This window comes from Citrobacter sp. CK191 (genome assembly GCF_030333435.1).
Taxonomy (GTDB): Bacteria; Pseudomonadota; Gammaproteobacteria; order Enterobacterales; family Enterobacteriaceae; genus Citrobacter_B; species Citrobacter_B koseri.
Genome location: NZ_JAOWFX010000003.1, coordinates 123,907 through 143,703, shown reverse-complemented (window position 1 = coordinate 143,703; position 19,797 = coordinate 123,907). Strand labels below are relative to the sequence as shown.

At 52.8% G+C, this 19,797-nt stretch carries 20 protein-coding genes; 5 read left to right on the top strand and 15 right to left on the bottom strand.

The features are described from left to right. The first annotated feature begins 74 nt into the window (after positions 1 to 74). On the top strand, positions 75 to 1,235 hold the full coding sequence (locus OGV82_RS00710; protein WP_024130556.1) for a pyridoxal phosphate-dependent aminotransferase: 1,161 nt from the start codon (positions 75 to 77) through the stop codon (positions 1,233 to 1,235). Here OGV82_RS00710 and OGV82_RS00705 read toward each other — a convergent pair whose 3' ends face one another. The 4 genes from OGV82_RS00705 to dsbG form a co-directional block, all read right to left on the bottom strand. After that, positions 1,236 to 1,853 (bottom strand): IbrB-like domain-containing protein, encoded by a 618-nt coding sequence (locus OGV82_RS00705; protein WP_012133386.1) that lies wholly within the window; start codon positions 1,851 to 1,853, stop codon positions 1,236 to 1,238. Then, on the bottom strand, positions 1,826 to 3,061 hold the full coding sequence (locus OGV82_RS00700) for a phosphoadenosine phosphosulfate reductase (protein ID WP_012133385.1): 1,236 nt from the start codon (positions 3,059 to 3,061) through the stop codon (positions 1,826 to 1,828). Before OGV82_RS00700 ends, OGV82_RS00705 begins: the two co-directional genes overlap by 28 nt. 184 nt (positions 3,062 to 3,245) lie before the next feature. Further along, on the bottom strand, positions 3,246 to 4,148 hold the full coding sequence (gene citR, locus OGV82_RS00695) for a DNA-binding transcriptional repressor CitR (protein WP_024130554.1): 903 nt from the start codon (positions 4,146 to 4,148) through the stop codon (positions 3,246 to 3,248). Positions 4,149 to 4,361: 213 nt separating this feature from the next. Further along, positions 4,362 to 5,108, bottom strand: coding sequence for a thiol:disulfide interchange protein DsbG (gene dsbG, locus OGV82_RS00690; RefSeq protein ID WP_047458212.1), 747 nt, complete (start codon positions 5,106 to 5,108; stop codon positions 4,362 to 4,364). Between the two features lie 374 nt (positions 5,109 to 5,482). On the opposite strand from dsbG, the gene ahpC reads away from it, so the two are divergent. Beyond that, positions 5,483 to 6,046 (top strand): alkyl hydroperoxide reductase subunit C, encoded by a 564-nt coding sequence (ahpC, locus tag OGV82_RS00685; protein ID WP_012133381.1) that lies wholly within the window; start codon positions 5,483 to 5,485, stop codon positions 6,044 to 6,046. Between the two features lie 239 nt (positions 6,047 to 6,285). Further along, positions 6,286 to 7,851: an alkyl hydroperoxide reductase subunit F gene (gene ahpF, locus OGV82_RS00680; RefSeq protein WP_012133379.1), complete on the top strand. Its 1,566-nt coding sequence runs from the start codon at positions 6,286 to 6,288 to the stop codon at positions 7,849 to 7,851. A 76-nt stretch (positions 7,852 to 7,927) separates the two neighbouring features. Here the strand turns inward: ahpF and uspG are convergent, their stop codons facing one another. The 11 genes from uspG to citC form a co-directional block, all read right to left on the bottom strand. Then, positions 7,928 to 8,356, bottom strand: coding sequence for a universal stress protein UspG (gene uspG, locus OGV82_RS00675; protein ID WP_024130553.1), 429 nt, complete (start codon positions 8,354 to 8,356; stop codon positions 7,928 to 7,930). A gap of 128 nt (positions 8,357 to 8,484) precedes the next feature. Then, positions 8,485 to 8,574, bottom strand: a complete 90-nt coding sequence (yldA, locus tag OGV82_RS00670; protein WP_272917174.1) for a small membrane protein YldA — start codon at positions 8,572 to 8,574, stop codon at positions 8,485 to 8,487. Between the two features lie 137 nt (positions 8,575 to 8,711). After that, positions 8,712 to 9,122: a nucleoside diphosphate kinase regulator gene (gene rnk / locus OGV82_RS00665; RefSeq protein WP_047458208.1), complete on the bottom strand. Its 411-nt coding sequence runs from the start codon at positions 9,120 to 9,122 to the stop codon at positions 8,712 to 8,714. A gap of 218 nt (positions 9,123 to 9,340) precedes the next feature. Beyond that, positions 9,341 to 10,147, bottom strand: coding sequence for a ribonuclease I (gene rna, locus OGV82_RS00660; protein WP_047458204.1), 807 nt, complete (start codon positions 10,145 to 10,147; stop codon positions 9,341 to 9,343). 128 nt (positions 10,148 to 10,275) lie between these two features. After that, on the bottom strand, positions 10,276 to 11,739 hold the full coding sequence (citT, locus tag OGV82_RS00655; RefSeq protein WP_012133375.1) for a citrate/succinate antiporter CitT: 1,464 nt from the start codon (positions 11,737 to 11,739) through the stop codon (positions 10,276 to 10,278). A gap of 24 nt (positions 11,740 to 11,763) precedes the next feature. Beyond that, a complete protein-coding gene (citG, locus tag OGV82_RS00650) occupies positions 11,764 to 12,672 on the bottom strand; it encodes a triphosphoribosyl-dephospho-CoA synthase CitG (protein ID WP_047458201.1) in 909 nt (302 codons plus the stop codon). Next, positions 12,644 to 13,195 (bottom strand): citrate lyase holo-[acyl-carrier protein] synthase, encoded by a 552-nt coding sequence (citX, locus tag OGV82_RS00645; protein WP_012133373.1) that lies wholly within the window; start codon positions 13,193 to 13,195, stop codon positions 12,644 to 12,646. The genes citG and citX overlap by 29 nt, the downstream gene beginning before the upstream one ends. Positions 13,196 to 13,198: 3 nt before the next feature. After that, positions 13,199 to 14,731 (bottom strand): citrate lyase subunit alpha, encoded by a 1,533-nt coding sequence (citF, locus tag OGV82_RS00640; protein WP_012133372.1) that lies wholly within the window; start codon positions 14,729 to 14,731, stop codon positions 13,199 to 13,201. A gap of 9 nt (positions 14,732 to 14,740) precedes the next feature. After that, positions 14,741 to 15,649 (bottom strand): aldolase/citrate lyase family protein, encoded by a 909-nt coding sequence (locus OGV82_RS00635; protein ID WP_024130551.1) that lies wholly within the window; start codon positions 15,647 to 15,649, stop codon positions 14,741 to 14,743. After that, positions 15,646 to 15,942 carry a citrate lyase acyl carrier protein gene (citD, locus tag OGV82_RS00630; protein ID WP_012133370.1) on the bottom strand — a complete coding sequence of 99 codons (297 nt, stop codon included), beginning with the start codon at positions 15,940 to 15,942 and terminating at the stop codon, positions 15,646 to 15,648. The genes OGV82_RS00635 and citD overlap by 4 nt, the downstream gene beginning before the upstream one ends. Further along, the gene (citC, locus tag OGV82_RS00625) at positions 15,939 to 17,015 is read right to left on the bottom strand and encodes a [citrate (pro-3S)-lyase] ligase (RefSeq protein ID WP_012133369.1); all 1,077 of its coding nucleotides are present in this window, start codon (positions 17,013 to 17,015) and stop codon (positions 15,939 to 15,941) included. Before citC ends, citD begins: the two co-directional genes overlap by 4 nt. 386 nt (positions 17,016 to 17,401) lie before the next feature. On the opposite strand from citC, the gene dpiB reads away from it, so the two are divergent. Together dpiB and dpiA are read left to right on the top strand one after the other, a co-directional pair. Continuing rightward, positions 17,402 to 19,063, top strand: coding sequence for a sensor histidine kinase DpiB (gene dpiB, locus OGV82_RS00620; RefSeq protein ID WP_012133368.1), 1,662 nt, complete (start codon positions 17,402 to 17,404; stop codon positions 19,061 to 19,063). Next, positions 19,032 to 19,709, top strand: coding sequence for a two-component response regulator DpiA (dpiA, locus tag OGV82_RS00615; protein ID WP_012133367.1), 678 nt, complete (start codon positions 19,032 to 19,034; stop codon positions 19,707 to 19,709). Before dpiB ends, dpiA begins: the two co-directional genes overlap by 32 nt. Positions 19,710 to 19,797 lie beyond the last annotated feature (88 nt).

The following is a 19,797-nucleotide window of genomic DNA, read 5'->3' as shown; positions in this document are numbered from 1 at the left end:
GCGTCTTGATTGCCAAATGCTAACATCGTGTTATAGTGGTTTCAACATCGACATCACCCTCGGGTATGATAACTATGAGTAATAACCCACTGATTCCGCAAAGCAAACTGCCTAATTTAGGCACCACAATCTTTACACAAATGAGCGCCCTGGCGCAGGAGCATCAGGCGATTAACCTGTCGCAGGGATTTCCTGATTTCGATGGTCCGCGCTATCTACAGGAACGTCTGGCCTGGCATGTTGCACAAGGGGCGAATCAATATGCGCCAATGACCGGCGTGCCTGCATTACGCGAAGCCATTGCGGAAAAAACGGCGGCGTTATACGGCTATAAGGCTGATGCCGGGAGCGAGGTGACGGTAACGGCGGGGGCAACGGAAGCGTTGTATGCCGCTATCACCGCGTTGGTTCGTGCGGGAGATGAGGTGATCTGCTTCGATCCCAGCTATGACAGCTACGCGCCAGCCGTTGAACTGTCCGGCGGCGTGCTGAAACGTCTGGCGCTTCAGCCGCCGCAGTTTCGCGTTGACTGGCAGGCATTTGCTGCGTTACTGAGCGAACGTACCCGGCTGGTGATCCTCAATACGCCGCATAACCCGAGCGCGACCGTCTGGCGCAAAGCCGACTTTGAAGCGCTGTGGCAGGCGATTGGCGATCGCGAAATCTATGTATTAAGCGATGAAGTGTATGAGCATATCTGCTTTGCGCCAGAAGGCCATGCCAGCGTACTGGCGCATCCGCAGCTACGTGAGCGTGCTGTCGCGGTCTCGTCATTCGGTAAAACCTTTCATATGACCGGCTGGAAGGTGGGGTACTGCGTAGCGCCAGCGGCGATCAGCGCGGAATTGCGTAAAGTGCATCAGTATCTGACGTTCTGCGTCAACACACCGGCGCAACTGGCGCTGGCCGATATGCTGCGTGCTGAACCGGAACATTACCGCGATTTACCCGCATTTTACCGGAAGAAGCGTGACGTTCTGGTTAATGCCCTGCGTGACAGTCGTCTGGAAATCCTGCCCTGCGAAGGCACCTATTTTCTGCTGGTGGATTACAGTGCGGTATCAGACCTCAATGACGTGGATTTCTGCCAGTGGCTGACCCGGGAAATCGGCGTTGCGGCGATTCCGCTGTCAGTATTTTGCGCCGATCCTTTCCCACATAAACTTATCCGTTTATGTTTTGCCAAGCAGGAATCCACGCTGCTGGCGGCCGCAGAACGCCTGTGTAAATTGTAATTACTTTACGGTCCAGGCTTTGGAGAATCGACGGTCGGCAAAGAGTTCCTGTAGGCCGTTGATTTGTTTCAGACGCAGGACTTCATCTTTATCCATGCCCAGCTCTTTTCCGATTCGCGTCTCGTCCCAGCCCAACAGGGAGAGTTCTCGCACAATTTCCGACATCGCGTGAATCTGATGACGACCACGGGCGCGGTTGTGACGAATGGTCGCCGCAATTCGTTCATGGCGATTGCGTTCCAGACAGGTGACGGGAAGATAGCCTTTTAACTTTGAGCGTAATGTGGATTTCCCTTTACCGAGTTCGTGACGGTGAAAGCCATCCACGATTTCATATTTTTCTGCCGCCGTTTCTGCAACGACAATAGGCTGCGTGAAGCCATCTACCTCAATAGACTTCAGCAGGAGCCTTTTCTCCGGGGGCGCCACATTGTTTGGGTTGTAATCATTAGGCTCGATTTGTTCGTTTTTTACCCATTGTACGCAGTCTACCGGCTGATCGCGAAAGGGGCTGACGCGGTGGATCGCCATTCTGAATTCGTTGATTGCCGCAATTCTCTCTTCTTCGTTCAGCGTGGAGAGAAAGTCGGTTATTTGTTGGGTGAGTCGCTGTTGCATAAAATCCCCCATTCTTTGCGCTTTGCTTTCATGCGTTCATTGTAGCGCTGGTAGTGTTTGGGTTTTGTCGGGCTGAATGAGAGCGCCCGACACCAGTAATCATTGTTCAATAGCACCTTGCAGATACGTCGCCATGAGGGGATATCTTTGGAGCCGATATCGCCTTCCTGCGTTTGTGGAATGTTCTCCATTCCTTTCTTTTTATACCATTGCAGGTAGACCGCGATTTTGTTGCGGTAATGCTCGGCGCTCTGTTCCGGCATGCTGTCCAACAGCAGCATGGCGTAGCTTTGCCAGCTATGGTGCTCGGGTTTCAGTATTTTTCGATGGCCGTAAAAATGGTTATCCTGGCCTGCATATATCCCTCCGCTACGCACGCCGCTTACCCTGGCGCACATTGCTGCCCAGCGTTCGGGTTCAATGACATGATAGAGCCACAATCCCTGACGTTGCTCCGGGCCGAAAGGTTCGCAGATGCGCATATACCGGAGCGGTACGTTGGCCTGGTACATCAGGTTATAAAGCGGGTTGCAAGGCTGCTTCGTTTTTGCGAACCATGTCCAGATGTCTGCCGTTTTCCAGTCATACATCGGGTAAATATACCAGGTGTGCCCGCCCTGAGCGGCGGTCGTCCAGGGTTTGTCGTCCGCAAAACGCTGTTTGCTCAGGGAGGCGATGGCGACAAACCGATTGTAAGACTCGTCAGCGCGGATGCCGATCAGCATCGCCGCAGGGCGCTTTTCTGAAAACCACTCGGCAAAGTCGCGAACAAATTGTTCGAAGGTCATGCCTGGCTGATAAAAAGGAAAGTAAGCCGGATCGGTAATGGCGTCGGCAGGCGGTTGACGCACCCATTCGGCATTCGGGTCCCAGCATTGCCATTCGGGTTGGTATTGCGACAGCGAATTTTGTGTGGTGAGCGGCAGGGCAACCCAGTAAAAATGTTCAATGACATCGGAATATTGTTCGCGTAATGACTGAACATAGTCAATTGTGCAGGAGAATTGCACTTCCCAGTCAATAAATAATACGCAGATCTTCTTCTTTAACTTACGCGCGATTCCGGCGGTAAGGTGCAGCATCAACCCTGAGTCTTTCCCCCCGGAAAATGACACGCAAATACGCGGTAAGGTGGTGAGTGTCCATGTAATGCGCTCTTCCGCAGCTTCCAAAACATTTTGGTCAAGTGGGATTTTATAAACAGACATAATGAGTTCATACCTGAACGGAAAATGGCTATGTGTAGAATACAGAAAAATAATTATATATATTATATGATATAATCAACAGAATGTGCAAGGTTTAAAAAAGCATCCAAAACTTAAATTAATTTTATATTAATTATTTTAATTTTGAATGCTTGTGCCGGCGATGGCCCCGTATGCTTTCGTTTCAGCTATTTTCCGTCATTTTGTTAATGATACTCGTAAAACCTTTGTTATTCAGTGACGTTCGATTATATACCAGGTATAACTGAACTGAAGGTAAATCCTGATCAATATTAACCCGTTGCAGTTTAAGGGTGGAGTGAAAGAAGTCATATATGACTTCAGGAACGATGCCAATTATGTTGGTTTCAGCAATAGTATTAATGATTGCAACCATCGAGTCACTGCGAAACCCAATTTTCCGGCTGGCAAGAAGGGAGTTGACCAGCGACTGGTATTCTTTAACGCCTGGCTCCTCTCCCTGGTATGAGGTAAACGGTTCTTCGAGTACTTGCGCTAATGTACTGGCGTCGCTGATTCTGGGGTGATCGGCACGACACACCAGTACGCTTTTGATTGTTTTAAAAGGCGTACAGACAACCGAATGGTTGTTCAGCGGCGTGGTGGTGATCACCATGTCCGCCTTGCGGTATGCCAGCAGGTCTTCTGCTGATTCCGCAGACATCAGGATATCATGATGCTCAATTTCAACGGAAGAATCTTCCATAATAAAATTAATCAGCTTTATTACGTTCATTGCAGTAAGTAGCTGAGGGCTGTAAATGATAAATTTTTTCTTAAGGCTGGAACTATGCATAATATTAATTGTTTGTTCCAGACTATTGAGGTTTTCCTCAAGATGATGATGCAGATTTATACCGGTGACGGTTGGCGTGATGCCTTTTCCTGAACGAATAAATAAAGGATCGTTGAATTGAGTTCGTAATCGTTGCAGAGATTGACTCACGGCAGACGGGGTGATGTACAGCGTTTCCGCCGCTTTACTAATGCTTAAATTCTGGTAGATACACTCAAAAATAATCAGTAAGTTAAGATCGAATTTTTTGAGATCGTAGAGATTAGCCATGTTTTTTTCTTCCTGTTTTGTGACTATTGTCATAACTATATTTGTTATAGTTATGCAACACATCCAATGCTTTACAATAGTGATGTTTGCTAAGCTTAAATTCTCTTTCAATAATACTAAAATAGCATAGCTCAGAATATCTTTGCGAGCGATTTATAATGGAAAAGGAGATTGACAGAAAAACAATGCCAATCTTCCCCCTTTAATTTAGGTTTAATGTTCACCCATCATAATGTCCAGCTGCGCTTTTTCTGGTAACCCGACGACCTGCTGTAACATATTTTCTTTATTCATATAGTAAATGGCTGGCGTTGCATTCGCTCCCAGATCGTCCATGAGTTTCTGATGAATATTCAGCATTTTCATCTTATCTTCTGGCAGCGGTGAAGGGATCGCCAGATTGAGTTTACCGCCTGACGCTTCATAGTCATGCCAGGTCTTTGCCGGATCGCGGGTGGATAAGATAGCGGCAGCCGTTGCCGGGCTTTCGGGTTTGATCACGCCCACCAGTAGCGTCCGCAGCTGTACTTTGCCGGATTCGACCCAGGGGCGCGCCTGCTGCCAGAACTGTTTGCAGTAAGGGCAGAAAGGGTCCGCAAAGACATAAAGAATCACCGGCGCCTCTTTTTTGCCGTCCAGAATCCACGACGCTTTTTCCATCCGCTGCCACATTTCTCTGCCGACCGGGGCGTAGATCTCTTTTTCTATCAGCGCATTACTGAGGTTTGCGCCTTTTTCGTCGTACATGTAGCCGGAAATCGCGTGCTTCCCGTCAGGCGTGAGGTAGATGGTCACGCCCATATCCTGGTATTTGCCCAGATAGCCTTTCATTCCGCCGGGGGCGTCAAAAGACTTCAGGATCGTAATTCCCTGTTTTTCTACCGCTTTAACCGGGGCAGGCAGTTCTTCAGCAAAGGCGATGAGCGGGAACAGCGTCAGCAGCAATGTTCGTTTTATCATTATATTTCCTTAAAAATCAGTGCAAAAGGAACATTGACGGCAAAACCTATCACAGTCATAGGTAAGGTCTGCCGTCGGAAGATTGCCCTTTCTTTGGTAGGGTGATGTAATCCTTTCGCTGTTACAGCCTTTGTTAAGGTAATGTAGAGCGCAACACATAGCCAGTTTCACTGGCGCTGAAGTTACCTACGGGTAGTTCAGGTAATGGGGCCGCCTGCAAAGGGGGCCTTTTTACTTTTTGTCGCTAAACGTTCACAACGTTGTCTTGTGTGAGTTGTTAGGTATCGCTGATTGATTTGATAATGCAAACGCATTAGCCCAATCACGGAAAGTTGGTTACTTTACATCTCAACGAAAACACGGAGGAAGTATAGATGTCCTTGATTAATACCAAAATTAAACCTTTCAAAAACCAGGCGTTCAAAAACGGTGAATTCATCGAAGTAACCGAGAAAGATACCGAAGGCCGCTGGAGCGTCTTCTTCTTCTACCCGGCTGACTTCACTTTCGTATGCCCGACCGAACTGGGCGACGTTGCAGATCATTACGATGAATTGCAGAAACTGGGCGTAGACGTTTACTCTGTTTCTACCGACACCCACTTTACTCACAAAGCATGGCACAGCAGCTCTGAAACCATCGCAAAAATCAAATATGCGATGATCGGTGACCCGACTGGCGCCCTGACCCGTAACTTCGACAACATGCGTGAAGACGAAGGTCTGGCTGACCGTGCGACTTTCGTTGTTGACCCGCAGGGTATCATCCAGGCTATCGAAGTTACCGCTGAAGGTATCGGCCGTGACGCATCTGACCTGCTGCGTAAAATCAAAGCGGCTCAGTATGTTGCTGCTCACCCAGGTGAAGTTTGCCCGGCTAAATGGAAAGAAGGCGAAGCGACTCTGGCTCCGTCCCTGGACCTGGTCGGCAAAATCTAAAATTCGCTGCGCCTTTCGCGCTACAGGTGCGTTGGCTGCGCTTTCTCACCCCGGTCACTTACTGATGTAAGCTCCCGGGGATTCATAAGCTTGCCGCCTTCCTGTAACACGAAATACTGGCGAATTAATCCTTAAGCGGGTGCGTCGCACCCGTTTTTTCCAGCACCATCATGCAAGTCGCATTCAGGCTGCCGGTATAAGGCAACTTGCATGATGATGTTTTTAGAGAGGGAAGAATAATGCTCGACACTAACATGAAAACTCAGCTCAAGGCGTATCTTGAGAAACTGACCAGGCCTGTTGAGCTGATTGCCACGCTGGACGACAGCGCTAAATCGGCAGAAATCAAGGAACTGCTGGCTGAAATCGCTGAACTGTCAGAGAAAGTCACATTTAAAGAAGATAACAGCCTGCCGGTGCGCAAGCCTTCTTTCTTGATAGCGAACCCGGGTTCTGACCAGGGGCCGCGCTTTGCGGGTTCTCCGCTGGGGCATGAATTTACCTCGCTGGTGCTGGCGCTGTTGTGGACTGGCGGCCATCCGTCGAAAGAGGCGCAGTCTCTGCTGGAGCAGATCCGCGATATCGACGGCGATTTCGAGTTTGAAACTTATTACTCGCTCTCCTGCCACAACTGCCCTGACGTCGTACAGGCGCTGAACCTGATGGCGGTGCTGAACCCGCGTATCAAACATACCGCGATTGACGGCGGCACATTCCAGAATGAAATCACCGATCGTAATGTGATGGGCGTTCCGGCTGTGTACCTGAACGGTAACGAATTCGGTCAGGGACGTATGACGCTGACGGAAATCGTCGCCAAAGTGGATACCGGCGCAGAAAAACGGGCGGCGGAAGAGCTGAATAAGCGTGACGCTTACGACGTACTGATTGTCGGTTCCGGCCCAGCGGGGGCGGCAGCGGCAGTTTACTCCGCACGTAAAGGCATTCGTACCGGTCTGATGGGCGAGCGTTTTGGCGGTCAGGTGCTGGATACCGTTGATATCGAGAACTATATTTCCGTGCCAAAAACGGAAGGTCAGAAGCTGGCTGGCGCGCTGAAAGCGCACGTTGATGATTACGATGTTGACGTGATCGACAGCCAGAGCGCGAGCAAACTGCTTCCAGCGGCAACGGAAGGGGGCCTGCATCAGATTGAGACCGCTTCCGGCGCGGTGCTGAAAGCCCGCAGCATTATCATTGCCACCGGTGCCAAATGGCGCAACATGAACGTGCCGGGCGAAGATCAGTACCGCACGAAAGGCGTAACCTATTGCCCGCACTGCGACGGCCCGCTGTTTAAAGGCAAACGCGTTGCGGTAATCGGCGGAGGGAACTCCGGCGTGGAAGCGGCGATTGACCTCGCGGGGATCGTTGAGCACGTTACGCTGCTGGAATTTGCGCCAGAAATGAAAGCCGACCAGGTTCTGCAAGATAAAGTGCGTAGCCTGAAAAACGTCGACATTATTCTGAACGCGCAGACAACGGAAGTGAAAGGCGACGGCAGTAAAGTGACGGGGCTGGAATATCGCGATCGCGTAAGCGGCGACATCCACAACGTTGCGCTGTCCGGGATCTTCGTACAGATTGGCTTGCTGCCAAACACCAACTGGCTGGAAGGCGCGATTGAGCGTAACCGTATGGGCGAAATCATCATTGATGGCCGGTGCGAAACCAGCGTGAAGGGTGTATTCGCCGCAGGCGACTGCACCACGGTTCCTTACAAACAGATCATCATCGCGACGGGCGAAGGCGCGAAAGCCTCTCTGAGCGCATTTGATTATCTGATCCGCAGTAAGACGGCATAAAAAGAAAGTAAGACTACACCTGCAATGCAAGAGGCTGCCAGTGGCAGCCTCTTTTTTTACGCAACAACCGTGCGATTTACCGCACAACCAGCACCGGCAACGTAGCATGGCGGACAACGCTGGAGGCGTTAGAACCCAGCAAATGCGTGGTGATAGACGGATTGCGGGAGCCAATGACCACGACGTCCGCATTCAGCTCTTCGCCCAGTTCGTTCACCACATCCCGCACGTTACCAAAGCGGACGTGCTGCTTAATCCGGGAAGGGTCGATACTGAAATGACTCACCATCGTTTGCAGGCGAGTCTCCGCTTCGTGCTGCAAATGCTCCTCAAAACGACGAACGTCGGCGGCAAAGCGGTGCAGACTCAGGCTGGCGGAGCCCGGAAGAACATGCAACAGATGAATGACGCCATCCTGTTGCGCCAGAAACTCTGCGTGGCGCACGGCCTTGTCGCTAAGTTCCATTTCGAAAACATCAACCGGCATAATGATTGTCTTATACATACCCGTTTCTCCCTGTTAACTAATACTGAATTCATTCAAACATATAATAATATTTCTTTCTGGTATCTGCCCGGCACTTTTCATATCACAACGTTTCTTTACGACTGATTGATGCTTATGACCAGAAGCTACCAGCGTCGCTCAAGGTAAAGTACGGCCACGACGATAATCGCCATCATAATAAGAAATGCCAGCGTGATGAAAAGAGCCTCATTCATGACCGTACTCGCGGCAATGAAACGGATTAATTCTGGATGACGGAGAACGGGGGTGAACCAGGAGGAATGGGTGATTTTCGGAAAGAGGATGCAGGGAGCATCCTCTGTGTAAACGGGTGAACGCTTATCCAGATGGTTTAGCGCAGGTAGTCGCCCGCTGCTTCAGGCTGATATTCAAGTTCCAGCACTTCAAGGTGAGTGGACGCCCCGCCAGGCAGGTCCCAGTGAATGGTATCGCCGACGCGCAGGCCCAGCAATGCCGCGCCCACCGGCGCCATTACGGAAAGCTGCGTATTGCTGTCGGTCATATTCGCCGGATACACCAGCGTGCGCACGCGAATCTCTCCATCGCTGAGATTGCGGAATTTCACCCGACTGTTCATGGTGACGACGTCGTGCGGCATGGTTTCCGGCGAGCACATCTGGGCGCGATCCAGCTCCGCATTTAATGCGTCAGCAATGGGTAAACCAGCAAACGCAGGCTGCTCCAACAGGCGGTCGATGCGTTCGGCGTCGAGGTCGTTGATGATAATAGTTGGTCTGGACATTTGTTACTCCATGTCGTCGATGCTGCGAGTGCCGCAGGTAAATAATCCCAAAAGAAAACCCTCACCGTCAGGCGGCGAGGGTTTAGCTTTCATGATAATACTGAGACTTCCCCCTTCTTTGAAGTGATTTAGCTCACATTCGGGGAAATCCTCAATACGGTTGTCTTTGCGTAAATTTTAGTCGCAAGCCGTGATGGTTCTCAAGTTTGTATACCGCCTCAGTAACCCGCTTTGTCAATCACAAACTGCTTCCCGCAATTGCCCGGATGGGGTTGCGATATAAACGAGGAAGCGGAAAGCGGATCGTTAATCCTGGCGGCGTTGAGCGAGAACTGTATTTCCGTCAGATAAGCCGGGTTCCCGTGGCAGCTCAGTTTCACCGCCTTCACGTTTTCTTTCCCCCAGCTTTGGGCGACGGCAGCGTCAAACGCGGCGCGGCTGACCCTTTTCCCGTAATTTGCAGCCAGAAAATCGCCCAGCGCGCTGTGTTTTATCTCATGGTTCAGCCGTACCATTGTGCCGAAATAAACGTCTGGATCAAATCCAAAGCAGGCACCGTGTTTGGCGTATTCATAACGTTCCAGGCAGGATTTTCCACCGGCTCCGGGCATGACCGCGCTGAGTTTTGCCGCGCTCTCCAGTGAAAGGCCGGTTTCAGGCGCGGCGCATTTACGGCTGGCGCGCGCTTCCGGCAGATTGGGGATCGGACGAGTCGCGCAGCCAAACCGCATCCAACGGCGCTCGTCCACGCCACGCGCGGCAACCGATCCCGGCAGACCTGGCCACAGACCGTGGACAGTCAGAAAATCAGCTTTGTTGGGAATCTCTTTCTGCTGACGGCACTCTTCGGGTTCCCGATGATCGCGCTCATGCTGACTTTGACAAAAACCGGTTTGCCAGGAGAGCGCCAGCACATAGCGGTCAAAATCAGCGTACTGTTTTGCCTGAAGTGGCTCAGCGTTAACGTTGAAGAGGGGAAGCAGGAATACCGCCAGGAGAGAACCATAACGCCATGTTGATTTCATGATGGATGCTGAAACTCATACAAATATTGAATATCACCTATTTAACCATAAAAAAAGCCAGTCAGGTTTATCTGACTGGCATGAGAGGGATAACGTGTTAGCCGTCATCCGGCATTATGTGCCGATGTTTAGTTCCACAGCGCCAGAATCGGCCAGCCAACCACCAGCAGCATGGTGATGTAGATGACCCCAAAGATCGCGCCAAGACGCCAGTAATCTTTGGATTTTACATAGCCGCAGCCGTAGATGATGACCCCCGGCCCTGTTGCATACGGCGTCAGGCAGCCCATGATACCGATGGACAGCACCAGCAGAATACAAAGTTGCTCCATCGGAACGCCTGGAATACCTTTACCTATCGCCAGAATGACCGGCAGCATGGTTGCGGTATGTGCGGACAGGCTGGCGAACAGGTAGTGAGCAAAGTAGAACACCAGTACCAGCACAATCACCGTTGCGTTAGGTGAGAAGCCTTCCAGATGGGCGCTCATTGTGGTAGCAAACCAGTCGATAAAGCCAGAACGGGTTAAGCCGTTGGCCATAACAACCAGCGTCGCGAGGTTAACAAGGGTGTTCCACGCACTGTTATAACGCGTGATGTCTTTCCACGGCACAACGTGCAGCGCCAGCATCAGGGATACCGCCAGCAGACCGACAGCGGTGGCATCAATCACTTCACCGCCAAATACCCACAGTCCGAGGCTGAGCAACACCAGACCGATCAGCGTCATCTCTTTGCGGGTCAGCGTGCCCATCGTTTTTAACTCTTCGCCAGCCCATGCCGCAACTTCGGCGCTGTGGGTCACTTCGGGTTTGTAGAGTACGTAAGAGAGCCACGGTGCGACGATCAGCAGAATGATCCCTACTGGTAAGAAGCCCAGGAACCACTGCAACCAGCTGATCTGAATACCGGCAATTTTGCTGACGAATTCCAGACCCAGAACGTTAGGCGCCGCGCCGGTCACGAACATGGAAGAACTGAGGCTGGTACTGATGACCATCATCCACATCAAATAACCGCCAATGCGGCGCGCGGAAGGATCGTTTGGAAACGACTTAAACAGCGGCGGCAGGTTCTTGATTACCGGGAATACCGTACCACCGGTACGCGCGGTGTTGGACGGAGTAAACGGCGCCAGCAGAATATCGATGATGACAATGGCATAACCCAGCGTCAGGGTGCGTTTACCCATGAATTTCACCAGGAAGAGCGCAATACGGCGGCCCAGACCGGTGACTTCATAACCCAGCGCGAAAATGAATGCGCCGAACACCAGCCAGACGGTGGTGCTGGAGAAGCCCGCCAGCCCCCATTTCAGCGCCTGTTTGCCTGCGTTAAAGGCCGGGTCGGCCAGCTCTGAGGCATCAAATAACAGATAGTTGCTGCCGATAACGCAAATGGTCACCGCGATAAAACTGATCGCGGTGGCCGGAATCGGCTCCAGTATCATCCCGACGATCATCGCCACGAAAACGGCGAAGTAGTGCCATGCCTGAGGGGGCATGCCGTCCGGGACGGGGATCAAAAACATGATGCCCATAACGACTAATGGGGCCAATAACTTCCATATGTTATCTTTAGATAAAGACATAAGTGATTCTCCGAAAAGGATCTTTCAATAATTATGTAAATGATTAACTTGCGAAATTTGTGCTAAAAACCAGGTGACGATCAGTAAGTCGGCGCTGCCGCCAGGGCTGAGGTTGCGTGCAATGCACTGCTGATCGAACCGGTGGAGATGTTCAAGATCGGCAGGAGAACGAATGCCTCCTTGCCGTAATAATGTTGTCGCCTGCTGTTGTATCCAGCGCAGGCCTTCCGCGCCGCCGCGTGATGCGACGTTGGTGTCGCCGTTCATTGAGATCAGCAGCAGCAGGGTGTCGAGCAGCGCCAGCTCGGGGTCGCGCCCCTGCGCCAGCAATGCGCGGTAGTGTGGTAAAGCATGGCGGATCACTAACGGGTAACCCGCTTCGGCTTCGCCGCGCGCGCCAGTTAACCCCAGCTGTTGGTACAAGCGTTGACCTGCGGTGAGTTGTTGATTGTTCTGTCGCAGTTCACGCTCGGTCAGACCCCGGCAAAATGTTGCGGCGGTCGAGCAGATGTTTACAGGAGTGATCGGGGAATGCTGCTGGTGCAGGCGTCCGATGGCGGCGCACAGCAGTCCCAGGGAAAATATGCTGCCTTTATGCGTGTTAACGCCGGCAGTGGCGCGAAACATGTCGGCTTCGCAGGCCATACCTAATGGACGTAGCCCTTTCAGTACATCGTCTGACGGCAGCTGCGCGCAACTCGCGCCATATTCGATAAAACGCGGCAGCCAGCCCTGAATGGCCAGCGCGCTGCGATGGAAATCTTCCAGCGCCATGTCTTTGTGCGCGCCGCAGTTAATGCGATCGACCAGACCCGGCTTGGGAGATAAATTCACCTCAGTCAGCATGGCGCGCCACGCCAGCAGGGCGTACGCGTCAAGCAGCGTCTGAGGAATGGCGGCGGAATCAGTTGATGTGGCTGGAATCGGCATCATGCAGCAGCGCCTCCATGCGAATAAGTAAGTCGGAAAGCGCGTGGGTTTTCCCCCGGGCGCATTCAGCGGCGCTTTGCTCGCACAACAGGCAGCGGCGGGCAGGAAGCGAAAAATGACGGCGGGACAGAATGTCGCCTTCCGGCGTCAGCACATCGATATCCCATAAACGTCCCAGCGGGTGCTGATGCTCAAGCTCGATCGTGGCGAGCTTGAGATCGCGGGCCGGCGCCTCAATGGCGAGGAACCCTTCCGGCCCACTGGCTGAGGCCAGTGCAGCCTGCTCCCTGACAGACCAACCTGCTTTTTTCGCCACGGCGAGCAGGGCGGTTACGCCGTGATTGAAGATTCGGCGAGTAAGCTCGCTGTCTTTAATCGGGCCGGGCGCCACCACGGTAAAGGAGACCAGTGGAGTGAGATGGCGCGTCAGCCAGGCGTGTTGCCGCGCTTGTCTCTCATCACGGCTGACGAGCAGCTCGGGAATGGAAACCGCATGGCGAGTGGCCTGTTCAGGGAGCAGGTGCATGGCTTATTCCTTCACCTGATGAACAACGTCAATGACCGAACCGTCGCGGTAACGCACTACGGCGATGACGCGATCGGTATATTCAATGGCGCGAGGTTGACCGGTGAGCAGCTGCGCACGTTCACGCAACCATTCAATGGAGACCACTTTCATTCCCGCTTCTTTCAGGCGTTCCGCCAGCTCCGGGCGCGCCGGGTTGACGGCGATGCCGTGGTCGGTCACCAGAATGTCGACGCTGGAGCCAGGCGTTACGCAGGTGAGCACGTTATCGACCAGCGTCGGGATGCGGCCGCGAACCAGCGGTGCGACGATGATTGACAGCGCGGCGGCAACGGCGGTATCGCAGTGACCACCTGACGCGCCGCGCAATACGCCATCGGAACCGGTCAGCACGTTTACGTTGAACTGGGTATCCACCTCCAGGGCGCTCAGTACCACGACATCCAGACGATCGACCGATGCGCCTTTTGAACCCCAGTTGGCGTACTGGTTGGCGCTGATTTCGATGTGATTCGGGTTGCGGGCCAGCGATTCTGCGGCGTTACGGTCGAAGCTCTGTACGTCCAGTAATTTGCGGATCAGCCCTTTTTCATGCAGGTCGACAATCGTGGCGGTAATGCCGCCCAGCGCGAAATCCGCGTGAATATCGCGGCTGCGCATTTTGTCTTCCAGAAAACGGGTTACTGCCAGAGAGGCGCCGCCGGTTCCGGTTTGCAGAGAGAAGCCTTCCTGGAAATAGCCTGAGTTGGCAATCACGTCTGCCGCGCTGCGGGCAATCAACAGTTCACGCGGGTTGGTGGTCATACGGGTCGCATCTGCGCCAATTTTGTCGGCGTCGCCTACCCGTTCGATCTGCACGATGAGATCCACCTGATCCTGGGCGATACTGGCTGGATTATGCGGATACGGCAGCAGCGCTTCCGTCAGCAGAACAACCTGGCGGGCGTTTTCGGCATCCACTTTCGCATAGCCCAGCGAACCGCAGCAGGCTTTACCGGTGTAGCCGTTGGCGTTGCCAAACGGATCGCAAGACGGCACGCCGAGGAAGGCCACATCGATATTGAGCTCACCGCTTTGCACCAGATGGACGCGACCGCCGTGGGAGTGGATTTGTACGGGCTCATCCAGCAATCCGCGGGAGATCTCTTCCGCCAGGGGGCCACGCAGACCAGACGTGTAAATTCGGCTCACGACGCCCTGGCGAATATGCCCGACCAGTGGCGCGTGGCAATCGCTCAGCGAACTGGAGGCCAGCGTCAGGTTTTTAAAGCCCATGCTGGCGATGGTGTCCATCACCAGGTTGATCGTCAGGTCGCCGCCACGGAAAGCGTGGTGGAAAGAGATGGTCATTCCATCCTGTAAACCAGAACGGCGGATGGCTTCTTCAAGCGTGGCGCACAGTTTTTTATCGCGCGGTTTTTGCGCCTGTAAATTCAGTTTTGAAGTGCTCTGAAAAGCGGAAAATTCGCTTTCGGCATGGCGACTCCAGGCCGCTACCCGTTCTTGTCGTTGAAGTTGTTCGATTTTCTGCGTCATTTTTTTGCCTTATTCTTCGCGAATGCCGGAAAGTTCTGCACGGGAGAGCACCAGACGGGCGCGTTCAATCACCGGGCTGTCTACCATTTTGCCGTTCAGGGAGACGACGCCGCGGCCTTCACGGGCGGCGGCTTCCGCGGCTTCCACGACCAGACGCGCATGGGCGACTTCTTTAAGCGTCGGGGCATACAGGTTGTGCAGCAGTTCAATCTGGCGTGGGTTGATGAGGGACTTGCCGTCAAAACCCAGCTGTTTGATGTGTGACGCTTCGTGCAGGAAGCCCGCTTCGTTATTGGCATCGGAATAGACGGTATCGAACGCCTGAATGCCTGCGGAGCGTGCCGCCTGTAAAATGGAGCAGCGGGCAAACAGCAGCTCGGTGCCTTCCGGGGAACGTTCGGTACGCAGATTGCGCACATAGTCTTCCGCCCCCAGCGCGATCCCGATGAGACGTTCGGAGGCGTGGGCGATTTCAACGGCGCGGGTAATGCCCAGCGGCGACTCGATTGCGGCCAGCAGTCCGGTGCTGCCGGGTTCACGGCCGCAGGTTTGCTCAATGCGCAGGATCTCTTTCTCGATGTCGGTCACATCCTGAGCGGTGTCGGTTTTAGGCAAACGGACAACGTCAGCGCCGCCGCGAACCACCGCTTCAAGGTCGTTAATGCCCCATTCGGAATCCAGCGCATTAACGCGGACAATGGTTTCCACATCACGGTACAGCGGGTGTTGCAGGGCGTGATACACCAGACGGCGAGCGGTATCTTTTTCACGCAGCGCGACGGAGTCTTCCAGGTCGAACATCAGCGCATCGGCCGGGTAGATAAACGAGTTGCTGACCATCGCGGCATTTGCGCCGGGGACGAACAGCATGCTGCGGCGGGTGCGGGATTTACGTTGTTGCAGAGAAGCGGAAATCATTGGCGATCCTCCCACGGCAGAGCGGGGATGCCGCTGGCGCGAGCCAGTAACGCTTCCAGCCGCGCGCGCAAAATGCAGTCCAGCGCGCCTTTGTCGTCAACATTTAGTTGCACGCCGCGGACGTTATAACGGGCAAGCACATCCAGAATGGTGGCGCGAATGGCGTCACCAAACTGTTTTTCAACGCTGCTGTTGATTTGCAGGTCAATATCCTGCGTGTCGAGTGGAGCAATGCGAATCATCACATCACCGGACTCAAGTGTGCCAGCGACGGCAGCCTGGTCTATTTTCATTTTTCACCTGTTTCTAATGCGGGGGTCTTTTGGCGGACTACCGCGCTGGACGGGTTACGTTCAACCATGCCTTGCAGATAGTGCAGAGTGGGGTTGGGAACCAGCGGTGCGATAGCCGTGAGATCTTTTTTAACCAGCAGCTTGCGCACCCAGGAGGCGGAAATCGGCATCTCCTGGAAACACAGCCGCTCAATTTCCACCAGCTCGATGGGTGGGGCGGGAAGCGTTGGCGTCTCCAGCCAGTAGCGCATATCGTGGTTGTACTGGGAGGTGACGGTGCAAAACGGTTCCGTGCCGACAAAACGGTGTGTTACACCCAATGCTGGCGCCAGGTACTGGCGGAAAATCTTCAGGTCGATTTCGGTGTAACAGTGGTTAATGACGCTTTGTTCTTTGATGAAGTAGCACGGAAAGGTCGCACGCGAGATGATGTACTCGGAACCGCGATGCACAGTCAGGCGTGGAATATCCGTTGTTCCTTTGATCACCAGATCAAACCTGTCCTCGTACGGAAAACGCGACGTATCCTCTTTTACCAGGAACAGATGCAGCCAGTCGCACTGTGCGGCGGCCTGCTGGATCAGATAGCGATGCCCGTTTGTGAAGGGGTTGGCGTTCATGACGATACAGCCGATTTTTTTCCCGTCATGACGCAGTTTCGTTAAGGATTCAGCGTAGCGTTTCAGGCGCGTATTGCTGTTTTCCATGAGCACCATCACGCCAGGCACATCAGCCAGAGTTGAGAAGCCGCACTGTTTAAAGAGCGCTTCGTATTCTGTTTTGGTGTAGATGAAGAGGTGCGTACAGTGCCTTTCGTAGGCGAGGTTGATTAACTCTGTAGCCAGCGTCAGCGCCAGCCCTTCGCCGCGCACGGATTGGCAGATAGCAACGCATTTAATGATATTTCCGGCAATACCGCCGCAGGCAATAAGACGATCATCGCGCGTAACGGTAATAAAAACTTCGACGGTGGTATCTACGCTTAAATCATTCTCTTTCAGAAATTGCGTGATAACCGCCATCTTTTTATTTTCTGAGCGTTTCACTTGCGTGAATACATTATTACCGAACATAGTATTGAGCGTCCTGATGATATATTTTGTTGCCAGTTTTTTGCGTATGTTGTGTGTCGTTGCAACCTGATAACGTTTTGTTTTCAATTGGAGCGGTCGTTGTTTTTATTACGACGTATTTCTTTTTCTCTCTGTTGCCTACATCGTAAGGGGTATTTTGGTGGTAAATTTTGATTTATTTCACAAACACTTAGATGGTTTTTATGTGTTTAATGGTTTTAAGTTTTTTAATTAATTTAATAGCAAATTGCGCGGTGGGTTTTATTTGTTTAATTGATTTAAGGTGGGGAATCTGTAACGATCGCTATTAAATGCACAGCAGAAAGTTAAAACATTTTTATTACATATACGGGAAATGAGACGCTTACGCCAGCGAAGGAATAACAATGCCCGACCCAAAAAATAAAAAACGGTTTCTTTTTTTTCGTCAACTCGCGTTCCCGCTGCGGATTTTTCTGCTCATTCTGGTCGTTTCTGTTTTCATCATCGCCGCGTTAGCCCGCTATTTTTCCGCCAGCTTTGAAGACTATCTGGCATCGCATGTCAGGGATATGGCGATGAACCAGGCAAAAATTATCGCCTCCAACGACAGTATCATCACGGCCGTGAAACACCGGGATTACAGGCGGCTGGCGACCATCGCGGATAAACTACAAAGCGACACCGATTTTGATTATGTGGTCATCGGCGACAAAAACTCGATTCGCCTCTACCATCCTAACCCGGAAAAAATTGGTTATCCGATGCAGTTCACGAAACCCGGCGCGCTGGAGAACGGTGAGAGCTATTTCATCACCGGCAAGGGGTCTATTGGTATGGCGATGCGCGCTAAAACGCCGATATTTGACGACAATGGCAACGTGATCGGCGTGGTTTCCATCGGTTATCTGGTCAGTAAAATTGACAGCTGGCGACTGGATTTTTTACTGCCGATGGCGGGCGTATTCGTCCTGCTGCTGGTGGTGCTTATGCTGCTTTCCTGGTTTTTCGCCGCCCACATTCGCCGCCAGATGCTCGGGATGGAGCCAAAGCAGATTGCGCGCGTTGTGCGCCAGCAGGAGGCATTATTCAGTTCAGTGTATGAAGGATTAATTGCAGTCGACCCGGAAGGGCACATTACCGCCATTAACCGCAACGCGCGAAAAATGCTGGGGCTGCGTTCGCCGGGGCGGCAATGGCTGGGTAAGTCGATAGAGACGGTTGTTAATCCTGCGGACTTCTTCACACAGCAGATAGCGGAAAAGCGCCAGGATGTGATGGCGAATTTCAATGGGTTGAGCGTTATTGCTAATCGTGAGGCCATTCGCTCCGGGGATGAATTACTGGGGGCAATCATCAGCTTTCGCAGCAAGGATGAAATTTCCACCCTGAACGCCCAACTGACGCAAATAAAACAGTATGTGGAGAGCCTGAGAACGCTGCGTCATGAACACCTGAACTGGATGTCGACGCTCAACGGTCTGCTCCAGATGAAAGAGTATGATCGGGTCAGGGAAATGGTGCAGGGCGAGTCGCAGGCGCAACAGCAACTGATCGATAGTCTACGCAGCGCGTTTGCCGATCGCCAGGTCGCCGGTCTGCTGTTCGGCAAAGTCCAGCGGGCGCGGGAGCTGGGGCTAAAAATGACGATCGTACCCGGGAGTCAGCTGCACCGACTCCCGGAAGGGCTTGATAGCACCGAATTTGCCGCGATTGTCGGCAATCTTCTCGATAACGCGTTTGAAGCCAGTTTGCGTACCCGGGAAGGGAATAACGTCGTTGAACTCTATTTGAGCGACGAAGGGGACGATGTGGTGATTGAAGTTGCCGATCAGGGATGCGGCGTTCCTGAATCTCTGCGCGAAAAAATATTTGAACAGGGTGTCAGCACCCGAACCGATGAACCAGGCGAACATGGCATCGGGCTGTATCTGATTGCAAGTTATGTGGGGCGCTGTGGCGGGGTGATTACGCTGGAAGATAATGATCCCTGTGGCACCTTGTTTTCTCTATTTCTTCCGAAAGTGAAAAAAAACGATGACGGAACCATTAACCCTATTGATCGTTGAGGATGAAACGCTGCTGGCGGAAATGCATGCGGAATATATCCGCCATATTCCCGGTTTCAGCCAGATATGGCTGGCGGGCAATCTGGCGCAGGCCCGTATGATGATCGAACGTTTTAAACCCGGGCTTATTCTGTTGGATAACTATCTGCCGGATGGGAAGGGCATCACGCTGCTGCATGAACTGATGCAGGCGCGCTATCCCGGCGGAATTGTGTTTACCACGGCCGCCAGTGATATGGAAACCGTCTCCGAAGCGGTGCGCTGGGGGGCGTTTGATTATCTGGTGAAGCCGATTGCCTATGAGCGCCTGGGGCAGACGCTTACGCGGTATCAGCAACGCCGGCGTATGCTGGCGGGTAACGATAGCGCCAGCCAACGGCAGATTGACGAGATGTTTAATGCCTATGCGCGAGGGGAGCCAAAAGGTGATTTGCCGACCGGGATTGATGCTCTGACGCTGAATGCCGTGCTGAAGCTGTTTAGCGACCCAGCGACGCGCCATACGGCTGAGACGGTGGCGCAGGCGTTGACGATCAGCCGTACCACATCCCGGCGGTATCTGGAGTATTGCGCCAGTCAGCATTTGATTATTGCCGAGATTATTCACGGAAAAGTGGGCAGACCGCAGCGTATTTACCACGGTTGAATTCGAGATTGACCAATCGCCCGGTGGCGCTGCGCTTACCGGGCCTACGGGGAGTTTTGTAGGCCGGATAAGGCGTTATCGCCGCCAC